Here is a 20,179-nt window from a genome sequence, read left to right on the forward strand (position 1 = left end):
TCGACATGACTTCACTGTTCGACGATCTCCCGCTGTTCCCGACCGCGACCGTGCCCGAGGGCAGCGATTCGCACCTCCCCTCGATGCCGGCGCGCGAGCGCACCGGTGCAGTGGGAGAGATGAGCGATGACGCAGCCGGCACCCGCTCCGACGGCGAGGGGCCGCCGTCGTTGGCTGCCGAAGCCTTGCTGGACGGGTTGAACCCGCAGCAGAAGGCTGCGGTGGAGCACACCGGCGGGCAGCTGCTCATCATCGCCGGTGCAGGCTCGGGCAAGACGCGGGTGCTCACGCACCGGATCGCCCACCTGCTCGCCACCGGTCGCGCCCGGCCGGGGCAGATCCTCGCGATCACCTTCACGAACAAGGCGGCCGCGGAGATGCGCGAGCGGGTGGCCGAGCTGGTCGGCCCGCGCGCGGCCACCATGTGGGTCTCCACCTTCCACTCGGCATGCGTGCGCATCCTGCGGCGCGAGGCCAAGACGTTGGGGATCCGCTCGTCGTTCTCCATCTACGACGCGGCCGACTCCCAGCGGCTGATGACCCTGGTGTGCCGCGAGCTGGACCTGGACCCGAAACGGTTCCCGCCGAAGGCCTTCAGCCACCGGGTCTCGGACCTGAAGAACGAGTTGATCGACCCGGACGACTACGCGGGCACCGTCAGCGAGTCGAACCCGTTCGAGCAGAATCTCGCCGCCGCCTATCGCCTCTACAACGAGCGGCTCCGGCAGGCGCACGCCCTCGACTTCGACGACATCATCATGTCCACCGTGAACCTCCTGCAGGCATTCCCGGCGGTGGCCGAGCACTACCGGCGCCGGTTCCGGCACATCCTGGTGGACGAGTACCAGGACACCAACCATGCCCAGTACGTGCTGGTGCGTGAGCTCACCGGGGTCACGGCCGAGATTGCCGACGGCGCAGGTTCCGTTGCCGAGGAGGGGGCCCTGGCCACGGTGCCGCCGGCCGAGCTGACCGTGGTGGGCGACTCGGACCAGTCCATCTACGCCTTCCGTGGTGCCACGATCCGCAACATCGACGAGTTCGAGGCCGACTACCCGAACGCGCGCACCATCGTGCTGGAGCAGAACTACCGGTCCACCCAGACCATCCTGTCCGCCGCGAACGCGGTGATCGTGAAGAACCCCGAGCGGCGGGCGAAGAAGCTCTGGACCGACTCCGGTGCCGGACCCCAGATCGTCGGGTACGTGGCCGACAACGAGCACGAGGAAGCCCGGTTCATCGCCGAGGAGATCGACCGGCTGATCGACGCCGGCGAGCTTAGTCCTCGCGACGTCGCCGTGTTCTACCGGACCAACGCGCAGTCCCGTGCCCTGGAAGAGGTGCTCATCCGGGTGGGGCTGCCGTACAAGGTGGTCGGCGGCACGCGCTTCTACGAGCGCAAGGAGATCAAGGACGCGATCGCCTACCTGCGCGCGATCGCCAACCCGGACGACTCGGTGAACCTGCGCCGCATCCTGAACGTGCCCAAGCGTGGGCTGGGGGACCGCGCCGAGGCGATGCTCGCCGCGCACGCCGAGCGTGAGCGCGTCTCCTTCGGCGCCGCGATCGACGACCTCGACAATGTGCTGGGCCTGGCCACCCGGTCCATGACGAACGCGCGCGCGTTCGCCGAGCTGATGGCAGGGCTCCGTGAGCTGGCCGCCGGAGACGCCAGTCCCGCCGATGTGCTCGACGCCGCGCTGGACCGGTCCGGCTACCTGGCCGAGCTGCGCGCCAGCAGCGACCCGCAGGACCACTCCCGGGTGGAGAACCTCGCCGAGTTGCATGCGGTGGCTGCTGAGTTCTCCGAGTCCGATCCCGAGGGGGATCTCGGCGACTTCCTGGAACGCGTCTCGCTGGTGGCCGACGCCGATCAGATCCCCGACGACGATCAGGGCATGGTCACGCTGATGACCGTGCACACCGCCAAGGGCCTGGAGTTCCCGATGGTGTTCGTCACTGGCCTGGAGGACGGTACCTTCCCGCATCAGCGATCGCTCGCCGACCCGTCCGAGCTGGCCGAGGAACGGCGCCTCGCCTACGTCGCCCTGACCAGGGCGCGGCAGCGGCTGTACCTGACCAGGGCCGCCGTCCGGACCACCTTCGGCCTGCCGAACGAGCTGCCGGCCAGCCGGTTCCTGGCCGACGTTCCGGAGGAGCTGATCGACTGGAAGCGCGCCGAGTCCTCGATGTCCACTCTGCGTGCCGGCGGGACCGGGTTCAGCGGCCCGCGCTCGGGTCGGGTGCGGCACGGTTCCCGTGGCCCGTCCGCGCCGGTGCAGACGACCACCCGCGGAGAACGCCCCGCTACCTTCGGTTCAGCCACCCCGCGCGGGGACGTTCCCACGCTGGACATCGGCGACCGTGTCACCCACGACGCCTACGGGATGGGACGGGTGGTGGCCCTGGAAGGAACGGGTAGCAACGCCGTCGCGAAGATCGACTTCGGGGACAGTGGCGTGAAGCGACTGCTGCTGCGCTACTCCCCGGTCACCAAGCTCTGAGCGGTCACCTGCGAGGGTGCGGCGTGTGATCGGTGGAACGCCCCTGAGCTGTCTTACGCTGAGCATCGACAGCGGGAGGACCCATGGTGAGCACGGCAACGCAGGATCGGGGGCGGATCGAGGGCCTCGACGGTGTTCGCGCGCTCGCGATCGTGGCGGTGCTCATCTTCCACCTGCGTCCGCTCAGCCTGCCCGGCGGGTACCTGGGTGTGGACGTCTTCTTCGTGGTCTCCGGGTTCCTGATCACCACCCTGCTGGTGCGTGAGCTGCGCGCGAACCGCGAGCTCGACCTGACCGCCTTCTGGACCCGGCGCGCCCGCCGACTGCTGCCTGCCCTCGCCACGGTGGTGGCGGCGTCGGTGGCGCTGGCGTTCTTCGCCGGGGACGACCTGCTGGTGAACATCGGCCGGCAGGTGGTCGGGGCTCTCACGTTCTCCAACAACTGGCTCGAGATCAGCGCCGGGTCCAGCTACTTCAACGCGACCTCGCCCCAGCTGTTCGTGAACTTCTGGTCGCTGGCGGTGGAGGAGCAGTTCTACTTGCTCTGGCCACTGCTGTTCGTGCTGATCATGGCGACCACGCGCACGGGCCGGCAACGGGTGGGGGTGGTGCTTGGTCTGGCGGCCGCCTCCGCGCTCCTGATGGCGCTGCTGTACACCCCGGGCGAGGACGCCACCCGCGTCTACTACGGCACCGACACCCACGCGTTCGGGCTGATGATCGGCGCCGCGCTTGCGCTCAGTGCCGCCGGCGAGTCCTGGAACCTGCTCGCGCAGACCTGGTACCGCCGCGCCCGGGTGCTGCTCGCGCTCGGCGCGCTCGGTGGCCTCGTGGCCCTGATGCTGGTACTCGACCCGACCCAGCCGATGGCCTACCGGGGCGGGATCCTTGCCGCCTCCCTGCTCACCGCCCTCGTGCTCGGCGCGCTGCCCGGGCCCACGAACCTGTTGCACCTGATCTTCCGGCTGCGCCCGGTGGCGTGGATCGGCGAGCGCTCCTACGGCATCTACCTGTGGCACTGGCCGGTGATCTTGCTGATCGCCGCCTTCGCTCCGCCGACGGCGCCGGACTCGGTGGCCAGCTGGGTGCAGCGCGGGGCTGCCCTGGTGCTCACTCTTGCCGTGTCGGCCGCCTCCTACCGGTGGATCGAGATGCCCGTGCGTCGGGATGGCTTCCGCGCCACCGGGCGCCGGGTGCTGGCGGCACTCACCGCACCCGGTGGGCTCACCCCGCCGCGGGTGGCGTTCCTGAGCACGACGGCGGTCCTCGCCCTGTTCGCGGTGGCTGTCGCCACCGCTCCGGACCGTTCCCAGGTGCAGATCGCGATGGATGAGGCCTCGGGTGTGGTGGAGGCCTCCGGTGGGGAGTCGGGCAGCGTGGCCGGGAGTACCGAGAGCCCGCAGACCGGCAGCGGAGAGACCGACGGTGAGAGCTCGGAGACGGACGGCGGCCAGACCGTCGATGGTGCGGCCGAGGGGCCGGGGGCACAGATCAGCGGGTTCGGGGACTCGATGATGTACGTGGCCGCTCCAGGCCTGAGCGCCACGTTCCCGGGAATGTCCATCGATGCCGAGTCGAACCGGCAGTGGCCCGCAGTCGCCGAGACGGTGGCGGCTGCCCTGGACGAGGGCACGGTGCGCGATGTGGTGGTGATCGCCGCAGGAACCAACGCCGGTGTCCGCGAGCCCGAGATCGTGCGCGAGACACTCGATCTGCTCGGCCCGGACCGGGAGGTGGTCTTGGTGAACATCTACGGATCCTCCTTCTGGGTGGAGGAGTCGAACGAGAACCTCGCCGAGATCGCCGCCGACTATCCGAACGTGGTGATTGCAGACTGGCACCAGGCAGCGCTCGACCACCCCGAGGACCTGCAGCCGGACCGCATCCATCCGGACATGGAGGGGATGTACCTGTACGCCGACATCGTGCAGGCAGCGCTGGAGGAGCTCGGAGTCGGTTAGGCCTCGGCGCGCTGGGGAAGGTGTGTGCCGGGAGACGGCGGGAATGGCGATTCGTGAGCTGTGGTGAGAGCGCACCGAGGGGAGCCAGCGGCCGCCCGCACGCGTGAGGTTCCCCACACGGGCGCCGTTCCTGGCGGATAGCGCTTACCTGCGCCTCGCCGAACGCGCACGGCGCGGTAGGGTTGCCGGGAAAAGTCTCGATGTCGAGGCAAAATCTCATCGCGTGACGAGAGAAGGGCGAGGCGCAGGTGGACCTGTTCGAGTATCAGGCACGAGATCTCTTCGAGAAGCATGGTGTACCCGTGCTGGGCGGCGTTGTCGCCACAACCCCGGACGAAGCACGGGCGGCGGCCGAGCAGCTCCTCGGAGCCGGTAGCAGCGTCGTGGTCGTCAAGGCCCAGGTGAAGGTGGGCGGCCGCGGGAAGGCCGGCGGCGTGAAGATCGCCAAGTCCGCCGACGAAGCCGCTGAGCTTGCCGGGCAGATCCTCGGCATGGACATCAAGGGGCACACCGTGCACCGCGTGATGATCGCCGCGGGCGCAGATATCGCCGAGGAGTACTACTTCTCGCTCCTGCTCGACCGCTCCGAGCGTCGCTACCTGGCGATGTGCAGCGTCGAGGGCGGCGTGGAGATCGAGCAGCTCGCTGTGGAGCGCCCCGAGGCGCTCGCCAAGGTCGCCGTGGACCCGCAGGTCGGCGTGGACGAGGCCAAGGCCGCCGAGATCGCTCAGGCCGCTGGGTTCTCCGCCGAGGACGCCCCCAAGGTTGCTGACGTGATCCGCACCCTGTGGACCGTGTTCTCCGCCGAGGACGCCACGCTCGTCGAGGTGAACCCGCTGGTGAAGGCCGGTGCGGGGGAGATCGTGGCCCTGGACGGCAAGGTCACCCTGGACGCCAATGCCGACTTCCGTCACCCGGAGCACGCCGAGCTCGAGGACAAGGCGGCCGCCGACCCGCTCGAGGCCAAGGCCGCTGAGAACGACCTCAACTACGTCAAGCTCGACGGCGAGGTCGGCATCATCGGCAACGGCGCGGGTCTGGTCATGTCCACCCTCGACGTGGTCGCCTACGCCGGGGAGAACCACGGTGGGGTCAAGCCCGCCAACTTCCTCGACATCGGCGGCGGCGCGAACGCCCAGGTGATGGCCGCGGGTCTGGACGTCATCCTCGGCGACGAGCAGGTCAAGTCCGTGTTCGTGAACGTCTTCGGCGGAATCACTGCCTGTGACGAGGTCGCCAATGGCATCGTCGGAGCCCTCGACCTGCTCGGTGACGCTGCGACGAAGCCTCTGGTCGTCCGCCTCGACGGCAACAGTGTCGAGAAGGGGCGCGCCATCCTCACCGAGCGCAACCACCCGCTCGTGACCCTCGCCGAGACCATGGACGGCGGCGCCGACAAGGCAGCCGAGCTGGCCAACGCCTGACAGACCTGCGGAAAGAGACTCTGACACATGTCGATCTACCTGAACTCTGATTCGAAGATCATCGTCCAGGGCATCACCGGCGGGATGGGTGCCAAGCACACCGCCCTGATGCTCGAATCGGGCGCGAACATCGTCGGTGGTGTGAATGCGCGCAAGGCCGGCACCACGGTGAGCCACACTGACAACACTGGCAGCGAGGTCGTTTTGCCCGTGTTCGGCTCCGTCGCCGAGGCGATGGCCGAGACCGGTGCGAACGTCTCCGTACTGTTCGTGCCGCCGGCCTTCACCAAGGACGCCTGCATCGAGGCCATCGACGCCGGCATCGGACTCATGGTGGTCATCACCGAAGGGGTCCCGGTGCAGGACAGTGCCGAGGTGTGGTCCTACCTCGAGGGCAAGAAGACCCGCATGATCGGCCCGAACTGCCCCGGCATCATCACTCCGGGTGAGTCCCTGGCCGGGATCACCCCGCACACCATCACCGGCGCCGGCCCGATCGGACTGGTCTCCAAGTCCGGCACGCTGACCTACCAGATGATGTACGAGCTGAAGGACCACGGGTTCTCCACGGCCATCGGCATCGGTGGTGACCCGGTGGTCGGGACCACGCACATCGACGCTCTCGAGGCGTTCGAGAACGACCCGCAGACCAAGGTCATCGTGATGATCGGTGAGATCGGTGGGGACGCCGAGGAGCGTGCCGCCGCCTACATCGCCGACCATGTCACCAAGCCGGTCGTCGGCTACGTGGCCGGGTTCACCGCCCCGGAGGGCAAGACCATGGGCCACGCCGGCGCCATCGTCTCCGGCTCCGCCGGCACCGCGCAGGCCAAGAAGGAAGCGCTCGAGGCCGTCGGCGTCAAGGTCGGCAAGACCCCCAGCGAGACGGCGGAGCTCGCCCGCCAGCTCCTCGCCGGCTGACGCCTCACCCCAGCCGGGCAACTGACACACTGAGCGCCGTCTGACCTACCTCCCGCGGTGGGTCAGACGGCGCTCGGTGTGTCAGACCAGTCGGAAGCACACCGTTGCCGCACGATGGAGACGATGACTCCGCCTCCGGCCTCCGCGCCGCCCAGGATCGCCCCCCGTGTGGTCGAGCACGCCTCGAACAACCGGGTGCTACGCCTGCCCGAGGGGGCGCTGCGTGGTCTCCTCGCCGGTGCCGAGGCGGCGCTGCTGAGCTGGCTCGTGGTGGTGGTGCCCGCGATCGCCGCCTATGTGGCCACCGCCTCCGCGCCCGCCCTCGGCTCGGCCGGATGGCTCGAGGCCGCCCGAATCGGCACAGCCGCGTGGTTGCTCGGGCACGGTGCCGCCATCAGCGTGGGAGAGCTCTCCATCAACCTGGTGCCGCTCGGCATCACCCTGCTCGGTATCGCCCTGACGGCGGGCTCGGTGCGCCGCGCCCGGCTGGCCGGATGGATACCCGGCGCGATAGCCGCCGGTATCTACGTGCTGCTCGCGGTGCTCTTCGTCGCTTTCGCCGGGGTGCCCGGGGCGGCGCGCGCCATCGCCGGCGCTCTCGTCGTGGCTGTGCTGGGGGTGGCGGTAGGGCTGCCCGCTGCAGCCCGCCCTGCCTGGGTGACCTCCGCCGTCGGGACGATACCCGCGTGGGGCAGGATCGCGGTGCGGGCCGGCTGGCGCGCGCTCGCCGTCCATCTGGTGTTGGCCACAGCGGTGCTGGTGGCTGCGCTGGTGACTCAGCTCGATCAGGTACGTGAGCTGCACGACGGGTTGGGCCCGGACCTGGTGAGCGCGGTGGTGCTGGTGCTGGCACAGCTCCTGGTGGTGGCCAACCTGGTGGTCTACGCCGCCGCGTTCCTGCTCGGACCCGGCTTCTGGGTGGGGGCGGGCACGGTGTTCTCCCCGAGCGGGGTGGAGGCTGGTCCGCTGCCTCTGGTGCCGGTGCTCGGTGGCCTACCCGGACCGGACCACCTGGCCGGCCAACTGCCCGCGCTCGGCCTGGTGGGACTGGTCGCTGGGGCAGTGGTGGGGCTGTGGTTGATGCGGGCGCTTCGTGAGCGTTCCCTGGGGGCCGCCGTGGCGGCCGTGATCCTGACGGCGGTGCTCGCCGCCGGGGGATGGCGCTGCTCACGCTGGTCGCCTCAGGTTCGGCCGGCCCGGGACGGATGGCCGAGGTGGGCGCCGACCCGATTGCCGTGGGGGTCGCGATGCTGTGGCAGGTGGGCGCGCCCGCAGCGGTGTTCGTGCTGCTCGGGCACACTCGCACGATCGGTGCGTTCGGGGTGCTGGCTCAGCGTGCTCGGGCAGCCGGTGGCTCGTGGTGGGAGCAGGTGCACGGGCGGCCGGTCGACGACTGAACGGCGGCCGCTCCAGTTGCACCGCCGGTGCTCACTCGGTGCTGAAACGTTCCTCGAGTGCCTCGGTGTAGGCGTCCTGGCACCGCTGCTCTGCCGCCAGGGTCAGCGCCGAGTCCAGGCACTCCTGACGCTCGACCTGGGCATCCCAGAGCGCCAGCGGGGTGAGGGCGCTGAATGTGAGCACGCCGGCCATCCCTACGCCCAGGATCAGGAAGACAGAGAAGGACCCGGGGCCATTGATCCGGCGGTGGACGAGCAGGGCGCGGATGCCCAGTGCCGTGGCCACGCCGAAGAAGACCGGCGCCGCGAGCTGCCAGGGGATCGGCCACTGGAGGGCGAGCAGACCGCAGAGCATCATCACACCGAAGGTGAGGATGGACTTGCTCGCCGCGCGGGCCTCCTCCGGGGTCGGGGTGCGCCGCTCCCCGCCGTCGCCTTTCCTCGGTGGCTCGTTCTTGCTCTGGTCGCCCTGCTCCGCGTGGTGGCGCTTCTCGGCGTCCCGGTCTGGCCACTCGCGCTTCGGCGGCGGGGGTGCGTTCGGGTCCGGCGGGGCGTACGGGTTGGGCACTGCGCTCCTCGTGGTCGTCTCTGCGGGAGATTCTTTCAGATGCCCTCGGCCAGGTGCTTCCCGACGGTTCGACCGGTAACGATGTGAGAAGGTTCCATCACCGTCGGGCCGGTGTACGGGCGGCCCACGACGAGGGAGGACTGGGTGGAAGCAGGGTCGCGAGGGCGAGTCAGAGGGACGGTGGCGCGCGTGACGATCAGTGACGTCGCGCGGCGTGCGGGCGTCACCAAGAGCACCGTCTCGAAGTACTTGAACTCGTCCGCCGGGTACTACGTGGCCGCAGAGACGCGCGAGCTGATCGAGGCGGCGATCCGGGAGCTGGACTTCGAACCGAGCGTCATCGCCCGCGGCCTCACCCAGCACCGCACCATGACGATCGGGCTGGTAGCAGCTGACATCCGGAACCCGTTCTACCCCGACCTCGTGGCGGGCGTGCAGGAGGCTGTGGAACCGGCTGGGTACACGGTGGTGCTCGGCAGCACCGGTTCGGACCCGGAGCGGGAGCGGGCCATCGTTCGATCGATGATCCGTCGCCAGGTGGACGGGGTCATCATGTGCTCAGCGCGCCTCCAGGTAGCCGAGATCGAGTCGCTGATGAGCTCGCGGACCCGGCTCGTCCTCGCCAGCCGGAACCTGCCCACCCTGGTCACCGACACCGTCGTCGTGGACAACCACGCCGGCGCCGGGATGGCTGTGGACCACCTCGCCGAGCTGGGCCACACCCGGATCGCGCACATCGCCGGGCCGCAGGACGTGGTCCCCTTCCAGGACCGGTTGATCGGGCACCGGGACGCGCTCGCCCAGCATGGCTTGGCGGCGGAAGAGCTGATCGTGGTGGCGGCAGGGTCCTCGACCGAGGCCGGTGCGGAGGCGATGGCCACCCTTCTGGACGGGGCGGCCCAGCCGACAGCAGTGTTCGTGGGCAATGACAACATGGCGCTCGGTGCCATGGACCTGGTGCGTAGCCGAGGGCTGAGCGTCCCGGACGATATATCGATCGTCGGGTTCGACGACATCGCCCTCGCCTCGAGCTCGTTCATCTCGTTGACCACGGTCGACTCGATGGCCGGTGTGATCGGTCGGGATGCTGCCCGCCTGTTGCTCGACCGTCTCGCAGCCAGGGAGGACGCCGCGCAGGACGACCTGCGCGAGGTGGTGCACCAGCCGGTGCTGCGTGTTCGGGGCACCACAGGAGCGCCGTCGGCAGGCTGAACGGCACCTGAGTATGGCCAATCTGCGATCTCTACTTGCGCGATAGGAAACCGGTATCATACTCTCGGGGCCAAGGACGGCGACGACGCTGTCAGAACGGAGCTTCGATCATGAACCAGCGCACAATGTGGGCAGCAGGTGCCCTCGTGGCAGTGACGGCCCTGGCCGCCGGGTGCACCGGCGCGGACGCCGGTACGAACGGAGGCGGTGCCGACGACGGGGCGGAGTCCGCCTACACCTACACCAGTGACCAGGACGGCATCGACACCGTCGAGGGCGTGGAACTGGCGGCCGGCGGCCCGGTGCCGGATGGCTCCGGCGAGACGATCGCCGTCGTGCTCAAGGCCCTCACCAACCAGTACTGGCAGGGCATCGAACTCGGCGTGAACGCGGCCGCTGAGGACTTCGACGTCGACGTCACCTTGCAGGCTGCCAGCTCGGAGAGTGCTCAGAATGAGCAGCTCACCATCGCCCAGACGATGGTGAACCAGGGGTATGACGCTTACATCCTGGCTCCGGAGAGCACGTCGAACCTCACCCCGGCGATCGAGACGATCATGGACCAGGGTGCACCGATCGTGAACGTGGACGATGCGCGCATCGCCGGCACCGTCTATGTCGGCCCCGACCACACCCTGAACGGCACCCAGGCCGCCGACTACATCGCGCAGGCCAACCCCGACGGCGGCCCGGTCGCCCAGATCGAGGGACAGGCTGGCTCCAGCGCCGCGACGTTGCGCATCGCCGGATACACCGAGGGTGTGGAGGCGCACGACGATCTCGAGCTAGTGGCGAGTGTCCCCGGGAACTGGAGCGCGGACGAGGCGTTCGCCGCCACCAACCAGATCCTGCAGCAGCACCCGGACCTGGTGGGTATCTACGCCAACAACGACACCATGGCGATCGGTGTGGCGCAGGCGGTAGCCGAGGCGGGCTTGACCGACCAGATCACCATCGTCGGCACCGACGGCGTCCCGGAGGCGATCAGCGGCGTGCGCAGTGGCTCCATCGAGGCCACCGTGAGCCCCCTGCCGTACTACGAGGGCTACTGGGCCGTGGAGGCCGCGGTCCGGATGCTACGCGGCGAGGAGGTGGCGCCCTGGGTGGTGGCCCCCGCGCAGCTGATCGACGCCGAGAATGTGGACGAGTTCTACACCGAGGACGGCCTCGTCGTCGAAGGACTCTACGAGTGAGTGTCACCACTGATGCGCCCGCCGTCACACCGTTGCTCGAGGCGCGTGACCTGGTCAAGACCTACCCCGGCGTGCGCGCCCTGGACGGGGTGTCCCTGCGGGTCTTCCCGGGGGAGGTGCACGCGCTCCTCGGCGAGAACGGGGCCGGCAAGTCCACGCTGCTGAAGGCATTGTTCGGCGCGCACCGCCCCGATTCCGGGACGATCGCCTTCGAGGGCGAGGAGGTCCAGCTCGCCCGCCCAGGTGACGCGATCGACCGTGGGATCGCGATGGTGCACCAGGAGCTCAGCCTGATCCCGCAGCTGAACGCGATCCAGAACGTGGTGCTCGGCCGGGAGGCCGGCAGCGCCGGGTGGATCGACTGGCGGCGGGCGCGCCGCGAGGCAGTACCCGCGCTCGCCAAGCTGGGCTTCTCCGCCTCGGCCGCCGTCCCGGTCGGGCGGCTCAGCGTGGCCCAGCAGCAGCTGGTCGAGCTCGCCCGAGCGGTGGCCGCTGGTGCCCGGCTGATCATCATGGACGAGCCGACGGCGTCCCTCACCACGCACGAGTCCGACCAGCTCTTCGAGGTGATCCGCCAGCTGCGCAGCTCCGGGTGCGCGATCGTGTACGTCTCGCACCGGCTCCCGGAGGTGCTCGACCTCGCGGACCGTGTCACCGTGCTGCGGGACGGGAGCACGATCGACGAGCTCGCCCGCAGCGAGATCACCGGTGAGGACCACCTGATCCGGCTGATGGTCGGCCGCGAGCTGGACGCCCTTGGTCTGCACGGCACCGCCGAGCCGGGTGAGCCCGGCCTGGAGATCGAGTCGCTCTCCGTACCGGGGCTGGTGCACCAGGTCTCCCTCACGGTGCGTCGCGGCGAGATCGTCGGCATGGCCGGGATGGTGGGCGCCGGACGCACCGAGCTCGCGCTCGGGCTGATCGGCGCGCTCCGGTCCCGGTCGCAGCAGGTCCGGGTGGCCGGCCGGAAGCACCAGATCTCCCACCCTCGGCAGGCGATCGACGCGGGCATCGCCTACCTGCCCGAGGATCGGAAGAGCCAGGGACTCGGGTTGCACATGTCCATCGCGGCGAACGTGACCCTGCCCGCTCCACCCGGGCGATGGGGCATGCTCGATCGGAATAAGCAGCGGCACGTTGCTGCCGACGTGATGACCAGGCTCGGGAGCAAGACCCCGGTTCGTGGCAAGGCCGGCTCCCTCAGCGGCGGTAACCAGCAGAAGATCGTCGTCGGGCGGTGGCTGCTCACCGATTCCGATGTGTACATCTTCGACGAACCGACGCGGGGTATCGACGTCGGTGCCAAGGGCGAGATCCACCGGCTGATGCGCCGGCTCGCCGACGACGGCAAGGCCGTCCTGATGATCTCCTCCGACCTTCCCGAGGTGCTCGGCATGAGCGATCGGATCCTGGTGATGCGGCGCGGCCGCATCGTCGCCGATCTGGATCGCCACGAGGCCACCGAGGAATCTGTCGTCGCGCACGCGGCGGGTTAGGACTGACATGAACGCCACCACACAGACGGCGCCCGACGTCGACGGCGCCCTCCCGGACCTCCTCGGCGGGGTCTCCTGGGCCGACCGGATCCGCTCGGCCGCGCGCGGCGCCGGACTGGTCGCCGTGATCATCATCCTGTTCGTCGCCTTCACCATCGCCCGGCCCTCGTTCGGCTCCGGGGACAACATGGTCGCGATCCTGCTGCAGGCCTCCGTGGTCGGGGTGATGGCGATCGGGCAGACGTACGTGCTGCTCACCGGCGGCATCGACCTCTCCATCGGTTCGATCGTGGCCGTCTCGGCGATCAGCGCCGGGATGTTCGCCCACTCCATGCCCGCACCGGTGGCGATCCTCGGTGGTATCGCCGTCGGCGCGCTCGCCGGGCTCGCGAACGGACTGCTGATCACCCTCACCGGGATCACCCCGTTCGTGGTGACTCTCGGCACGATGAGCATCTACTCGGGTGTCGCGCTGATCATCGCCGGCGGCCGCGCCGTCTACGACATCCCGCAACTGTTCAAGGACCTGCTGGCCGGGCGGATGGTCGGGGTGCCGATCCCCATCGTGCTGGTGATCGCGTTCGCCGTGGGCAGCGCCCTGGTGATGAAGTTCACCCGGTTCGGGGAGTACCTGATCGCCGTCGGCGGTAGCGCTCAGACCGCACGCCTCGCCGGCATCAACGTCAAGGGCATCACCACCGGCGCCTACGTGCTCTCCGGCGCCGGAGCGGGCCTCGCCGGCGCGATCCTGGTGGCCCGCCTGGGCGCCGCCGACCCCACCATCGGGGCGGACCTGCTCCTGACGGCGATCGCCGCCACGGTGATGGGAGGCACCAAGCTCTCCGGTGGGGAGGGCAGCATGTTCGGCGCCCTGTTCGGCGCCGTCCTGATCGCCACCCTCACCGCCGGGCTGACCGCACTGAACGTGCAGGCGTTCTACCAGCAGGTTGCCGTCGGTGCGGCGATCATCATCGCCCTGCTGGTAGACCGGATCGCGCGCCGGGAGCGGACCGCATGAGCGCGAGGAGCCCCCATGTAGGGACGCCGAGGGACGAGGTGTACCGGAGTGAGGCACCGCAGTGGTCAGGCAGAAGGAGGACCGCATGAGCGGCACCGTTGACGTCCACCACACCGACGGCGTCGGGCACCTCGTCCTGGACCGTCCGGAGAAGCTGAACGCCCTGTCCACCGAGATGATCACCGCCCTCGGTGACGGTGTGCGGGAGCTGACCGTTGCTGGGGTCGAGGTGATCCTGGTCCGGTCCAGCGGCCGGCACTTCAGCGCGGGGGCCGACCTGACTGAGTGGGCCGCACCCAGTGAGCAGGACGCGCACCGGATGTCCCGCGCCGGGGTGGACGCCTTCGCAGCGCTCGCCGAGGCGCCGATGCCGACGATCGCCGTGATCGACGGGGTGGCCGCCGGCGGCGGGCTCGAGCTGGCGCTGGCCTGCGACCTGCGTATTGCCACCACCCGCGCGCGGCTGGGGTTGCCGGAGGCGACCCTGGCGAACCTGCCCGCCTATGGCGGGATCACCCGCCTGATGCACACCGTGGGAGCGGTGCGCGCCCGCGAGCTTCTGTTCACCGCCGACCTGGTCGAGGCCACCCGCGCCGAGCAGATCGGCCTGGTCACCCAGGTCGTCGAGCCGGACGGGCTCGACCACGCCGTCACTGCACTGGTGGGGCGGATCCGAGCGGCCGACCCGCGCGCGGTGTCCCTGGCCAAGGCGCTCACCGGAGCAGCGCCCATCGACGGTCTGCTCGCCCAGTTCACCTCCCAGACCCCCCAGTCCCGATCCCGCAAGGACGCCTTCCTGGCACGCCGTCAGGGATCCTCCGCCACTGAAGGAGCACAGTCATGACCGCCCTCCTCCCCACCGATGTCACGCTCGCCGACCTGATCGGCGCCGCCGCTCACGTTCAGGACGATCGGACGGTGGCGAGCAGCCTGATCGGCGGCACCCCGGCCGCCGGCCCGGATGAGCCCACGGCCCGCCCCAGCCCCGGTGACCGGCACCTGACCTTCCACACCGCGGTGCTCGGCGCCGAGCAGGTGGACGCCGCCATCACGGCTGTGCGCCGCGGGTTCGACGACGGACCGTGGGGGCGCAGCACCGGCCGGGACCGGGCCCGGGTGCTCTGGCGCGCCGCCGAGCTGACCGCGGCCGCCACCGACCGGCTGGCCGACCTGCTCATGGTGGAGACCGGCAAACCTGTGCGGGAGGCCCGCGGCGAGGTGGGCGCCCTGGTGAACTCCCTGGAGTACTTCGCCGGACTGGCGCGCACCGTCGGCGGCCGCACCGAGTCCGGGATCAGCACCGATCTGCTCGCCATGACCGTCCGTGAACCTGCCGGGGTGGCCGGCCTGATCATCCCCTGGAACTTCCCCCTCGGGATCCTCGGCCAGAAGCTACCGCCCGCCCTGGCCGCCGGGAACACCGTGGTGCTCAAACCCAGCCCGCTGACCCCGCTGAGCGCCCTGGCCGTCGCGGAGATCCTGCTCGAGGCCGGACTGCCCCAGACGCCCTGAGCGTCGTGCTCGCCGGTGCCGAGGGCGGGGCGAGGATCGTCGAATCGGCGAGCACCGACGTCATCAGCTTCACCGGGTCCACCGGGGTGGGCCGCGCCATTGCCCGCAGCGCCGGCACCCAGCGGCTCAAGCCGGTGGCCATCGAGGCCGGCGGGAAGACGCCGGTGGTGGTGCTCGACTCCGCCGACCTGGAGTCCACGGTCGAGGGGCTGCTGTTCAGCGCCTACTTCAACCAAGGGCAGGTCTGTGTGGCCGGATCCCGCATCCTCGCCCAGCGCGGCATCGCCGACGAGCTCGCTGCCGAGCTTGCCCGTCGGGCGGCGCAGATCCGCCTCGGCGAGCCACGGGACGAGGCCACCGAGCTCGGCCCGCTGATCTCCGCCGACCACTTCGCCCAGGTCACCCGGATGGTGCAGCAGGGCGTCGACGGCGGCGCTCAGCTGGTGGCCGGAGGATCCCAGACCCTCACCGAGGTGGCGGCCGGTCCGTTCCTGGAGCCCACCATCCTGCGCACCGACGACGACACCAACCCGGCGATCTCCCAGGAGATCTTCGGCCCGGTCACCGCCGTGCAGACTTTCGACACCATCGACGAGGTGGCCGGGCGTGCCAACGCCCAGGCCTACGGTCTGGCCGCCTCGGTGTGGGGGCGTGACGTGGACGCCACCTTCGACCTGGCCGGCCGGCTGCGGGTGGGCACCGTGTGGGTGAACGGGTCCACCGACTCCCACCCCGAGCTGCCACTGGGTGGGCGCCGCGACAGTGGCTTCGCCCCCGAGTTCGGCCGCGAGGGGATGGAGTTCTTCACCGCCCTGAAGACGATGATGGTGCGCACCGGCGGAGCCGGGGCGTCCTGGTACGGAGGGACAACCCGATGACCACCCCCTGGACCCTCAGCTCGGGCTGGGACCCGCGCCCCCTTGCCGGCGAGGTCGCCCTGGTGACCGGCAGTCTCGGCGGCCTCGGACGGGCCATCACCACCGGGGTCGCCGCGGCCGGAGCGGCCGTGGCCGTGCACCATCTCGGTGAGAGGTGCGAGGCGGAGGCGCTCGCCGCGGAGCTGGCCGAGGCGGGTGCCCGCACCACCGTGGTGGAGGCGGACCTGACCGACTGGGACGAGACCGATGCCATGGTGGAGCGGATCGCCACCGACCTCGGCGCCGTCTCTGTGCTGGTGAACAACGCCGGGATGATGCGCCAGCAGACGTTCGCCGAGATGGACCTGGCCGCCTGGCGGGAGACCCTCAGCATCGACCTGGACGGCGTCTTCATCGCCACCCGGCAGGTGCTGCCGGGGATGCTGGCAGCCGGTCGAGGGGTGATCGTGAATGTCGCGTCCCAGCTGGCCTTCAAGGGGGCCCACGAGTATGTCTCCTACAGTGCCGCCAAGGGCGGCATCGTCTCGATGACCCGGGCGCTGGCCCGGGAGGTGGGGCCCGCCGTCCGGGTGAACGCGATCGCCCCGGGGCCGATCGAGACGCCGATGACCGCGCCGCACACCACCCCGGAGTGGGTGCGTGAGCGCACCGCCGGGGCGGTGCTGCAACGGCTCGGCCGACCGGAGGAGATCGTCGCACCCGTGGTGTTCCTCGCCTCCGCCGGTGCCGAGCTCATGCACGGGCAGACGCTGCACCTCAACGGTGGCGGGGTGATGGCATGACCCGCGGTGGAACAGCCAACGGGCCCACCTTCCTCACTCCCGAGCAGGCGGCCGCCGTCGTGCCCGACGGCGCGACGCTCGCCATCGGCGGCTCTGGCGGCGGCCTGCTGGAACCGGACGCCCTGCTGGCCGCACTCGGCAAGCACTACCGGAACACCACCCACCCGGCCGGGCTCACTCTGGTGCACACCACCGGGATCGGGGACCGGGCAGGCGGTGGGATGGACCATCTCGCTCACCCTGGGCTGGCCGACCGGGTGATCGCCGGGAACTGGGGGATGGCGCCGCAGATGAGCCGGATGGCCGCCGCCGGCGAGTTCGAGGCGTACAACTTCCCGCAAGGGGTGATGAGCCAGCTCTACCGGGAGATCGCCGCAGGGCGCCCCGGCTTGCTCACCCACGTGGGCCTGGGCACCTTCTGTGACCCGCGGGTGGAGGCGGGCCGGCTCAACGACCGCAGCCTCGGTACCTACGTGGAGGTCGTGGAGCTAGCCGGGCGGGAGTGGCTGTTCTACCCCTCCTTCGACATCGACGTCTGCTTCATCCGCGGCACCGTCGCGGACGAGCACGGCAACATCGCGATGGGAGAAGAACCGGCCCGGCTGGAGATGCTCGCCATGGCCCAGGCCACCCACAACCGGGGCGGCACCGTGATTGCCCAGGTGAAGTACGTCGTCGAGGCGGGCAGCCTGGACGCTCGCACGGTGGAGATCCCGGGCATCCTGGTGGACCATGTGGTGGCCTGCCCGGACCAGCGCCAGCTGGTCACGCACGACTACAACCCCGGGTTCTCCGGCGAGCTCACCGTGGCACTGTCCACGCTGCCCGCCTTCGACCTGGACGAGCGCAAGGTAGTGGCACGCCGGGCCGTGCGTGAGATCCGTGCCGGGGACGTGGTGAACCTCGGCGTCGGCATCGCCGACGGGATCGCCTCCGTGGCCGCCGAGGAGGGGGTGTCCGGCCGGTTCACCCTCACCATCGAGCAGGGCCTGGTGGGCGGAATCCCGGCACGCGGGGTGATCTTCGGGGTCTCCACGAACCCCTCCGCCATCCTCGACCAGCCCGCCCAGTTCGACTTCTACGACGGCGGCGGTCTCGACATCGCCTTCCTCGGCTTCGCCCAGATCGACGCAGTCGGCAACGTGAACGTCTCCAAGTTCGGCGGCCGGGTGATCGGCACCGGCGGGTTCGTGAACATCAGCCAGAACGCTGCCACCGTGGTCTTCTGCGGCACCTTCACCGCCGGTGGCCTGCAGGCCCACCCGGCCGACGGGGCGCTCACCATCGCCGCCGAGGGCCGGCACCGCAAGTTCGTGACGGCGGTGGATCAGATCACCTTCAGCGCCGCCGAGGCGCTGCGTCGTGGACAGCGGGTGCTGTACGTGACCGAACGCGCGGTGTTCGCCCTCACCGACGCCGGCCTGGAACTGGTCGAGGTGGCCCCCGGAGTGGACGCCCAACGGGACGTGCTCGACCAGCTGCCCTTCGCCGTCGGGGTCGGCGACGTGACCCCCATGGCCACTGACATCTTCCGGCCCGACCTGCTCGGCCTGGCCCACGACCTCGACCGATCGGACACACCATGACTGCCACTTACGACTACGTCATCGTCGGAGCCGGCGCCGCCGGGTGCGTGCTCGCGAACCGGCTCAGTGCCGACCCCGCGGCGCGGGTGCTGCTGCTGGAGGCCGGGGGAGCGGACCTGCACCCGCTGGTGAAGATCCCCGCCGGGTTCGGCATGGTGATGGGCACCGCGATGAACTGGATCTACGACACCGCGCCGCAACGCCACCTGGCCGACCGGTCGATGTTCCTCCCGCAGGGCAAGGTGCTCGGCGGGTCCACCTCGATCAACGCGATGCTCTACGTGCGCGGCAACCGTGGCGACTACGACGGGTGGCGGGATGCCGGGTGCGAGGGCTGGGGCTATGACGACGTGCTGCCCTACTTCATCGCGCACGAGCGCAACGAGCGGCTCGCCGACGCCTTCCACGGCACCGACGGGGAGCTGAACGTGGCCGACCAGGTGCAGCACAATCCGCTCTCGCGTGCCTTCGTCCGCTCGTGCCAGCAGGCCGGGATCCCGTTCACACCGGACCCGAACGGCGCCGACCAGACGGGCGTCTTCTACCACCAGGTCACCCAGCGCAAGGCCCGCCGGGAGAGTGCCGCGACGGCGTTCCTCAAGCCGGTCCGCTCCCGCCCCAACCTGACCGTGCTCACCGGGGCGGACGTGCGGCGGGTGCAGGTCTCCGACGGCGTGGCCACCGGTGTGGAGTACCGGCGCGGTGGCCGTGTGGTCACCGCCCGCGCCCGGCGTGAGGTGATCGTCAGTGCCGGGGCGATCAACTCGCCGCGGCTGCTGCTGCACTCCGGGATCGGCCCGGCCGAGGAGTTGCGGTCGATCGGGGTGCCGGTGGTGCATGACCTTCCCGGTGTCGGGAAGAACCTGCACGACCAGCTCGAGGTGTATATCACCGTCGACGCTGCGCAACCGGTCAGCTACACCGGTGAGGACCGGGGGCTGCGGATGCTGCGGCACGGCATCCAATACACGCTGTTCCGGACCGGGCCGGCCACCGCCACGGTCACCGAGGCGGGTGCCTTCGTGCGCAGCGAGGAATCCGTGGCACAGCCGGACATCCAACTGCACATGCTCCCTGTCACGGTGAAGTGGAAGGACGGTTCCCGCACCGCGGAGAAGGTGACCGGGCATGGGTTCACCATTCTCGCCTGCGCGATCCGGCCGAAGAGTCGCGGTGAGGTGCGGTTGACCTCGGCTGACCCGGCCGAGCCGCCCGTGGTGGACCCGAACTACCTGGCCGAGGAAGAGGACTGGCGGGTGTCGGTGGCGGGCCTGCGAAGGATCCGAGAGGTGCTCGCCCAGCCCGCATTCGCCCCGTACGTCGCCGCCGAGGACATGCCCGGGGCGGATGTGGACACCGACGAGGAGCTGCGGGACTACATCACCCAGTGGGGCAAGACCGACTACCACCCGGTGGGCACCTGCAAGATGGGCGTCGACGACATGGCAGTGGTGGACCCGCAGCTGCGCGTGCGTGGGGTGCAGGGGCTGCGGGTGATCGACTCCTCGATCATGCCGACCATCATCAGCGGCAACACACAGGCGCCGTCGATGATGATCGGGGAGAAGGGGGCGGCGCTGGTGCTGGGCTCTGACCGGCCGGTGGCCGGGCCGACGGCCGATGCCGCGCAGGTGCGCAACACTATCGACGGTCCTCAGCCACGCACTGCCTGATGGGGCAGTGCGTGCGGTATGTCCGTCGATAGTTCCTGGCCGGTAAGGTGACGC

Annotated in this window: 13 protein-coding genes and 1 pseudogene; all 14 read left to right on the forward strand. The window is 70.1% G+C overall.

The window, feature by feature from the left end:
• The first annotated feature begins 5 nt into the window (after nt 1–5).
• Nucleotides 6–2,504 carry a DNA helicase PcrA gene (gene pcrA / locus BLU77_RS01830; RefSeq protein ID WP_089771433.1) on the forward strand — a complete coding sequence of 833 codons (2,499 nt, stop codon included), beginning with the start codon at nt 6–8 and terminating at the stop codon, nt 2,502–2,504.
• Between the two features lie 86 nt (nt 2,505–2,590).
• The gene (locus BLU77_RS01835) at nt 2,591–4,465 is read left to right on the forward strand and encodes an acyltransferase family protein (protein WP_175476905.1); all 1,875 of its coding nucleotides are present in this window, start codon (nt 2,591–2,593) and stop codon (nt 4,463–4,465) included.
• 248 nt (nt 4,466–4,713) lie between these two features.
• Nucleotides 4,714–5,889: an ADP-forming succinate--CoA ligase subunit beta gene (gene sucC / locus BLU77_RS01840; RefSeq protein ID WP_089771435.1), complete on the forward strand. Its 1,176-nt coding sequence runs from the start codon at nt 4,714–4,716 to the stop codon at nt 5,887–5,889.
• Nucleotides 5,890–5,916: 27 nt separating this feature from the next.
• Complete coding sequence (gene sucD, locus BLU77_RS01845; RefSeq protein ID WP_089771436.1) at nt 5,917–6,810, forward strand: succinate--CoA ligase subunit alpha; 894 nt, start codon at nt 5,917–5,919, stop codon at nt 6,808–6,810.
• A gap of 123 nt (nt 6,811–6,933) precedes the next feature.
• A complete protein-coding gene (locus BLU77_RS01850) occupies nt 6,934–8,862 on the forward strand; it encodes a cell division protein PerM (protein ID WP_139177540.1) in 1,929 nt (642 codons plus the stop codon).
• A 102-nt stretch (nt 8,863–8,964) separates the two neighbouring features.
• Nucleotides 8,965–9,987 carry a LacI family DNA-binding transcriptional regulator gene (locus BLU77_RS01855; RefSeq protein ID WP_139177543.1) on the forward strand — a complete coding sequence of 341 codons (1,023 nt, stop codon included), beginning with the start codon at nt 8,965–8,967 and terminating at the stop codon, nt 9,985–9,987.
• A gap of 110 nt (nt 9,988–10,097) precedes the next feature.
• Nucleotides 10,098–11,180: a sugar ABC transporter substrate-binding protein gene (locus tag BLU77_RS01860; protein ID WP_089771439.1), complete on the forward strand. Its 1,083-nt coding sequence runs from the start codon at nt 10,098–10,100 to the stop codon at nt 11,178–11,180.
• On the forward strand, nt 11,177–12,676 hold the full coding sequence (locus BLU77_RS01865; protein ID WP_089771440.1) for a sugar ABC transporter ATP-binding protein: 1,500 nt from the start codon (nt 11,177–11,179) through the stop codon (nt 12,674–12,676). Before BLU77_RS01860 ends, BLU77_RS01865 begins: the two co-directional genes overlap by 4 nt.
• A gap of 7 nt (nt 12,677–12,683) precedes the next feature.
• Nucleotides 12,684–13,694 carry an ABC transporter permease gene (locus BLU77_RS01870; RefSeq protein ID WP_089771441.1) on the forward strand — a complete coding sequence of 337 codons (1,011 nt, stop codon included), beginning with the start codon at nt 12,684–12,686 and terminating at the stop codon, nt 13,692–13,694.
• 85 nt (nt 13,695–13,779) lie between these two features.
• Nucleotides 13,780–14,538 carry an enoyl-CoA hydratase/isomerase family protein gene (locus BLU77_RS01875; protein ID WP_089771442.1) on the forward strand — a complete coding sequence of 253 codons (759 nt, stop codon included), beginning with the start codon at nt 13,780–13,782 and terminating at the stop codon, nt 14,536–14,538.
• Nucleotides 14,535–16,084 (forward strand): annotated as a pseudogene (locus BLU77_RS22490) (aldehyde dehydrogenase family protein). Before BLU77_RS01875 ends, BLU77_RS22490 begins: the two are co-directional and overlap by 4 nt.
• Complete coding sequence (locus BLU77_RS01890; protein WP_089771445.1) at nt 16,081–16,866, forward strand: SDR family oxidoreductase; 786 nt, start codon at nt 16,081–16,083, stop codon at nt 16,864–16,866. Before BLU77_RS22490 ends, BLU77_RS01890 begins: the two are co-directional and overlap by 4 nt.
• Entirely contained in the window at nt 16,863–18,452 is a 1,590-nt protein-coding gene (locus tag BLU77_RS01895) for an acyl CoA:acetate/3-ketoacid CoA transferase (protein WP_089771446.1), read from the forward strand. The genes BLU77_RS01890 and BLU77_RS01895 overlap by 4 nt, the downstream gene beginning before the upstream one ends.
• Nucleotides 18,449–20,125 (forward strand): GMC family oxidoreductase, encoded by a 1,677-nt coding sequence (locus tag BLU77_RS01900; protein WP_089771447.1) that lies wholly within the window; start codon nt 18,449–18,451, stop codon nt 20,123–20,125. The genes BLU77_RS01895 and BLU77_RS01900 overlap by 4 nt, the downstream gene beginning before the upstream one ends.
• The last annotated feature ends 54 nt before the right edge of the window (nt 20,126–20,179 follow it).

It is taken from the genome of Ruania alba (assembly GCF_900105765.1).
Taxonomy (GTDB): domain Bacteria; phylum Actinomycetota; class Actinomycetes; order Actinomycetales; family Beutenbergiaceae; genus Ruania; species Ruania alba.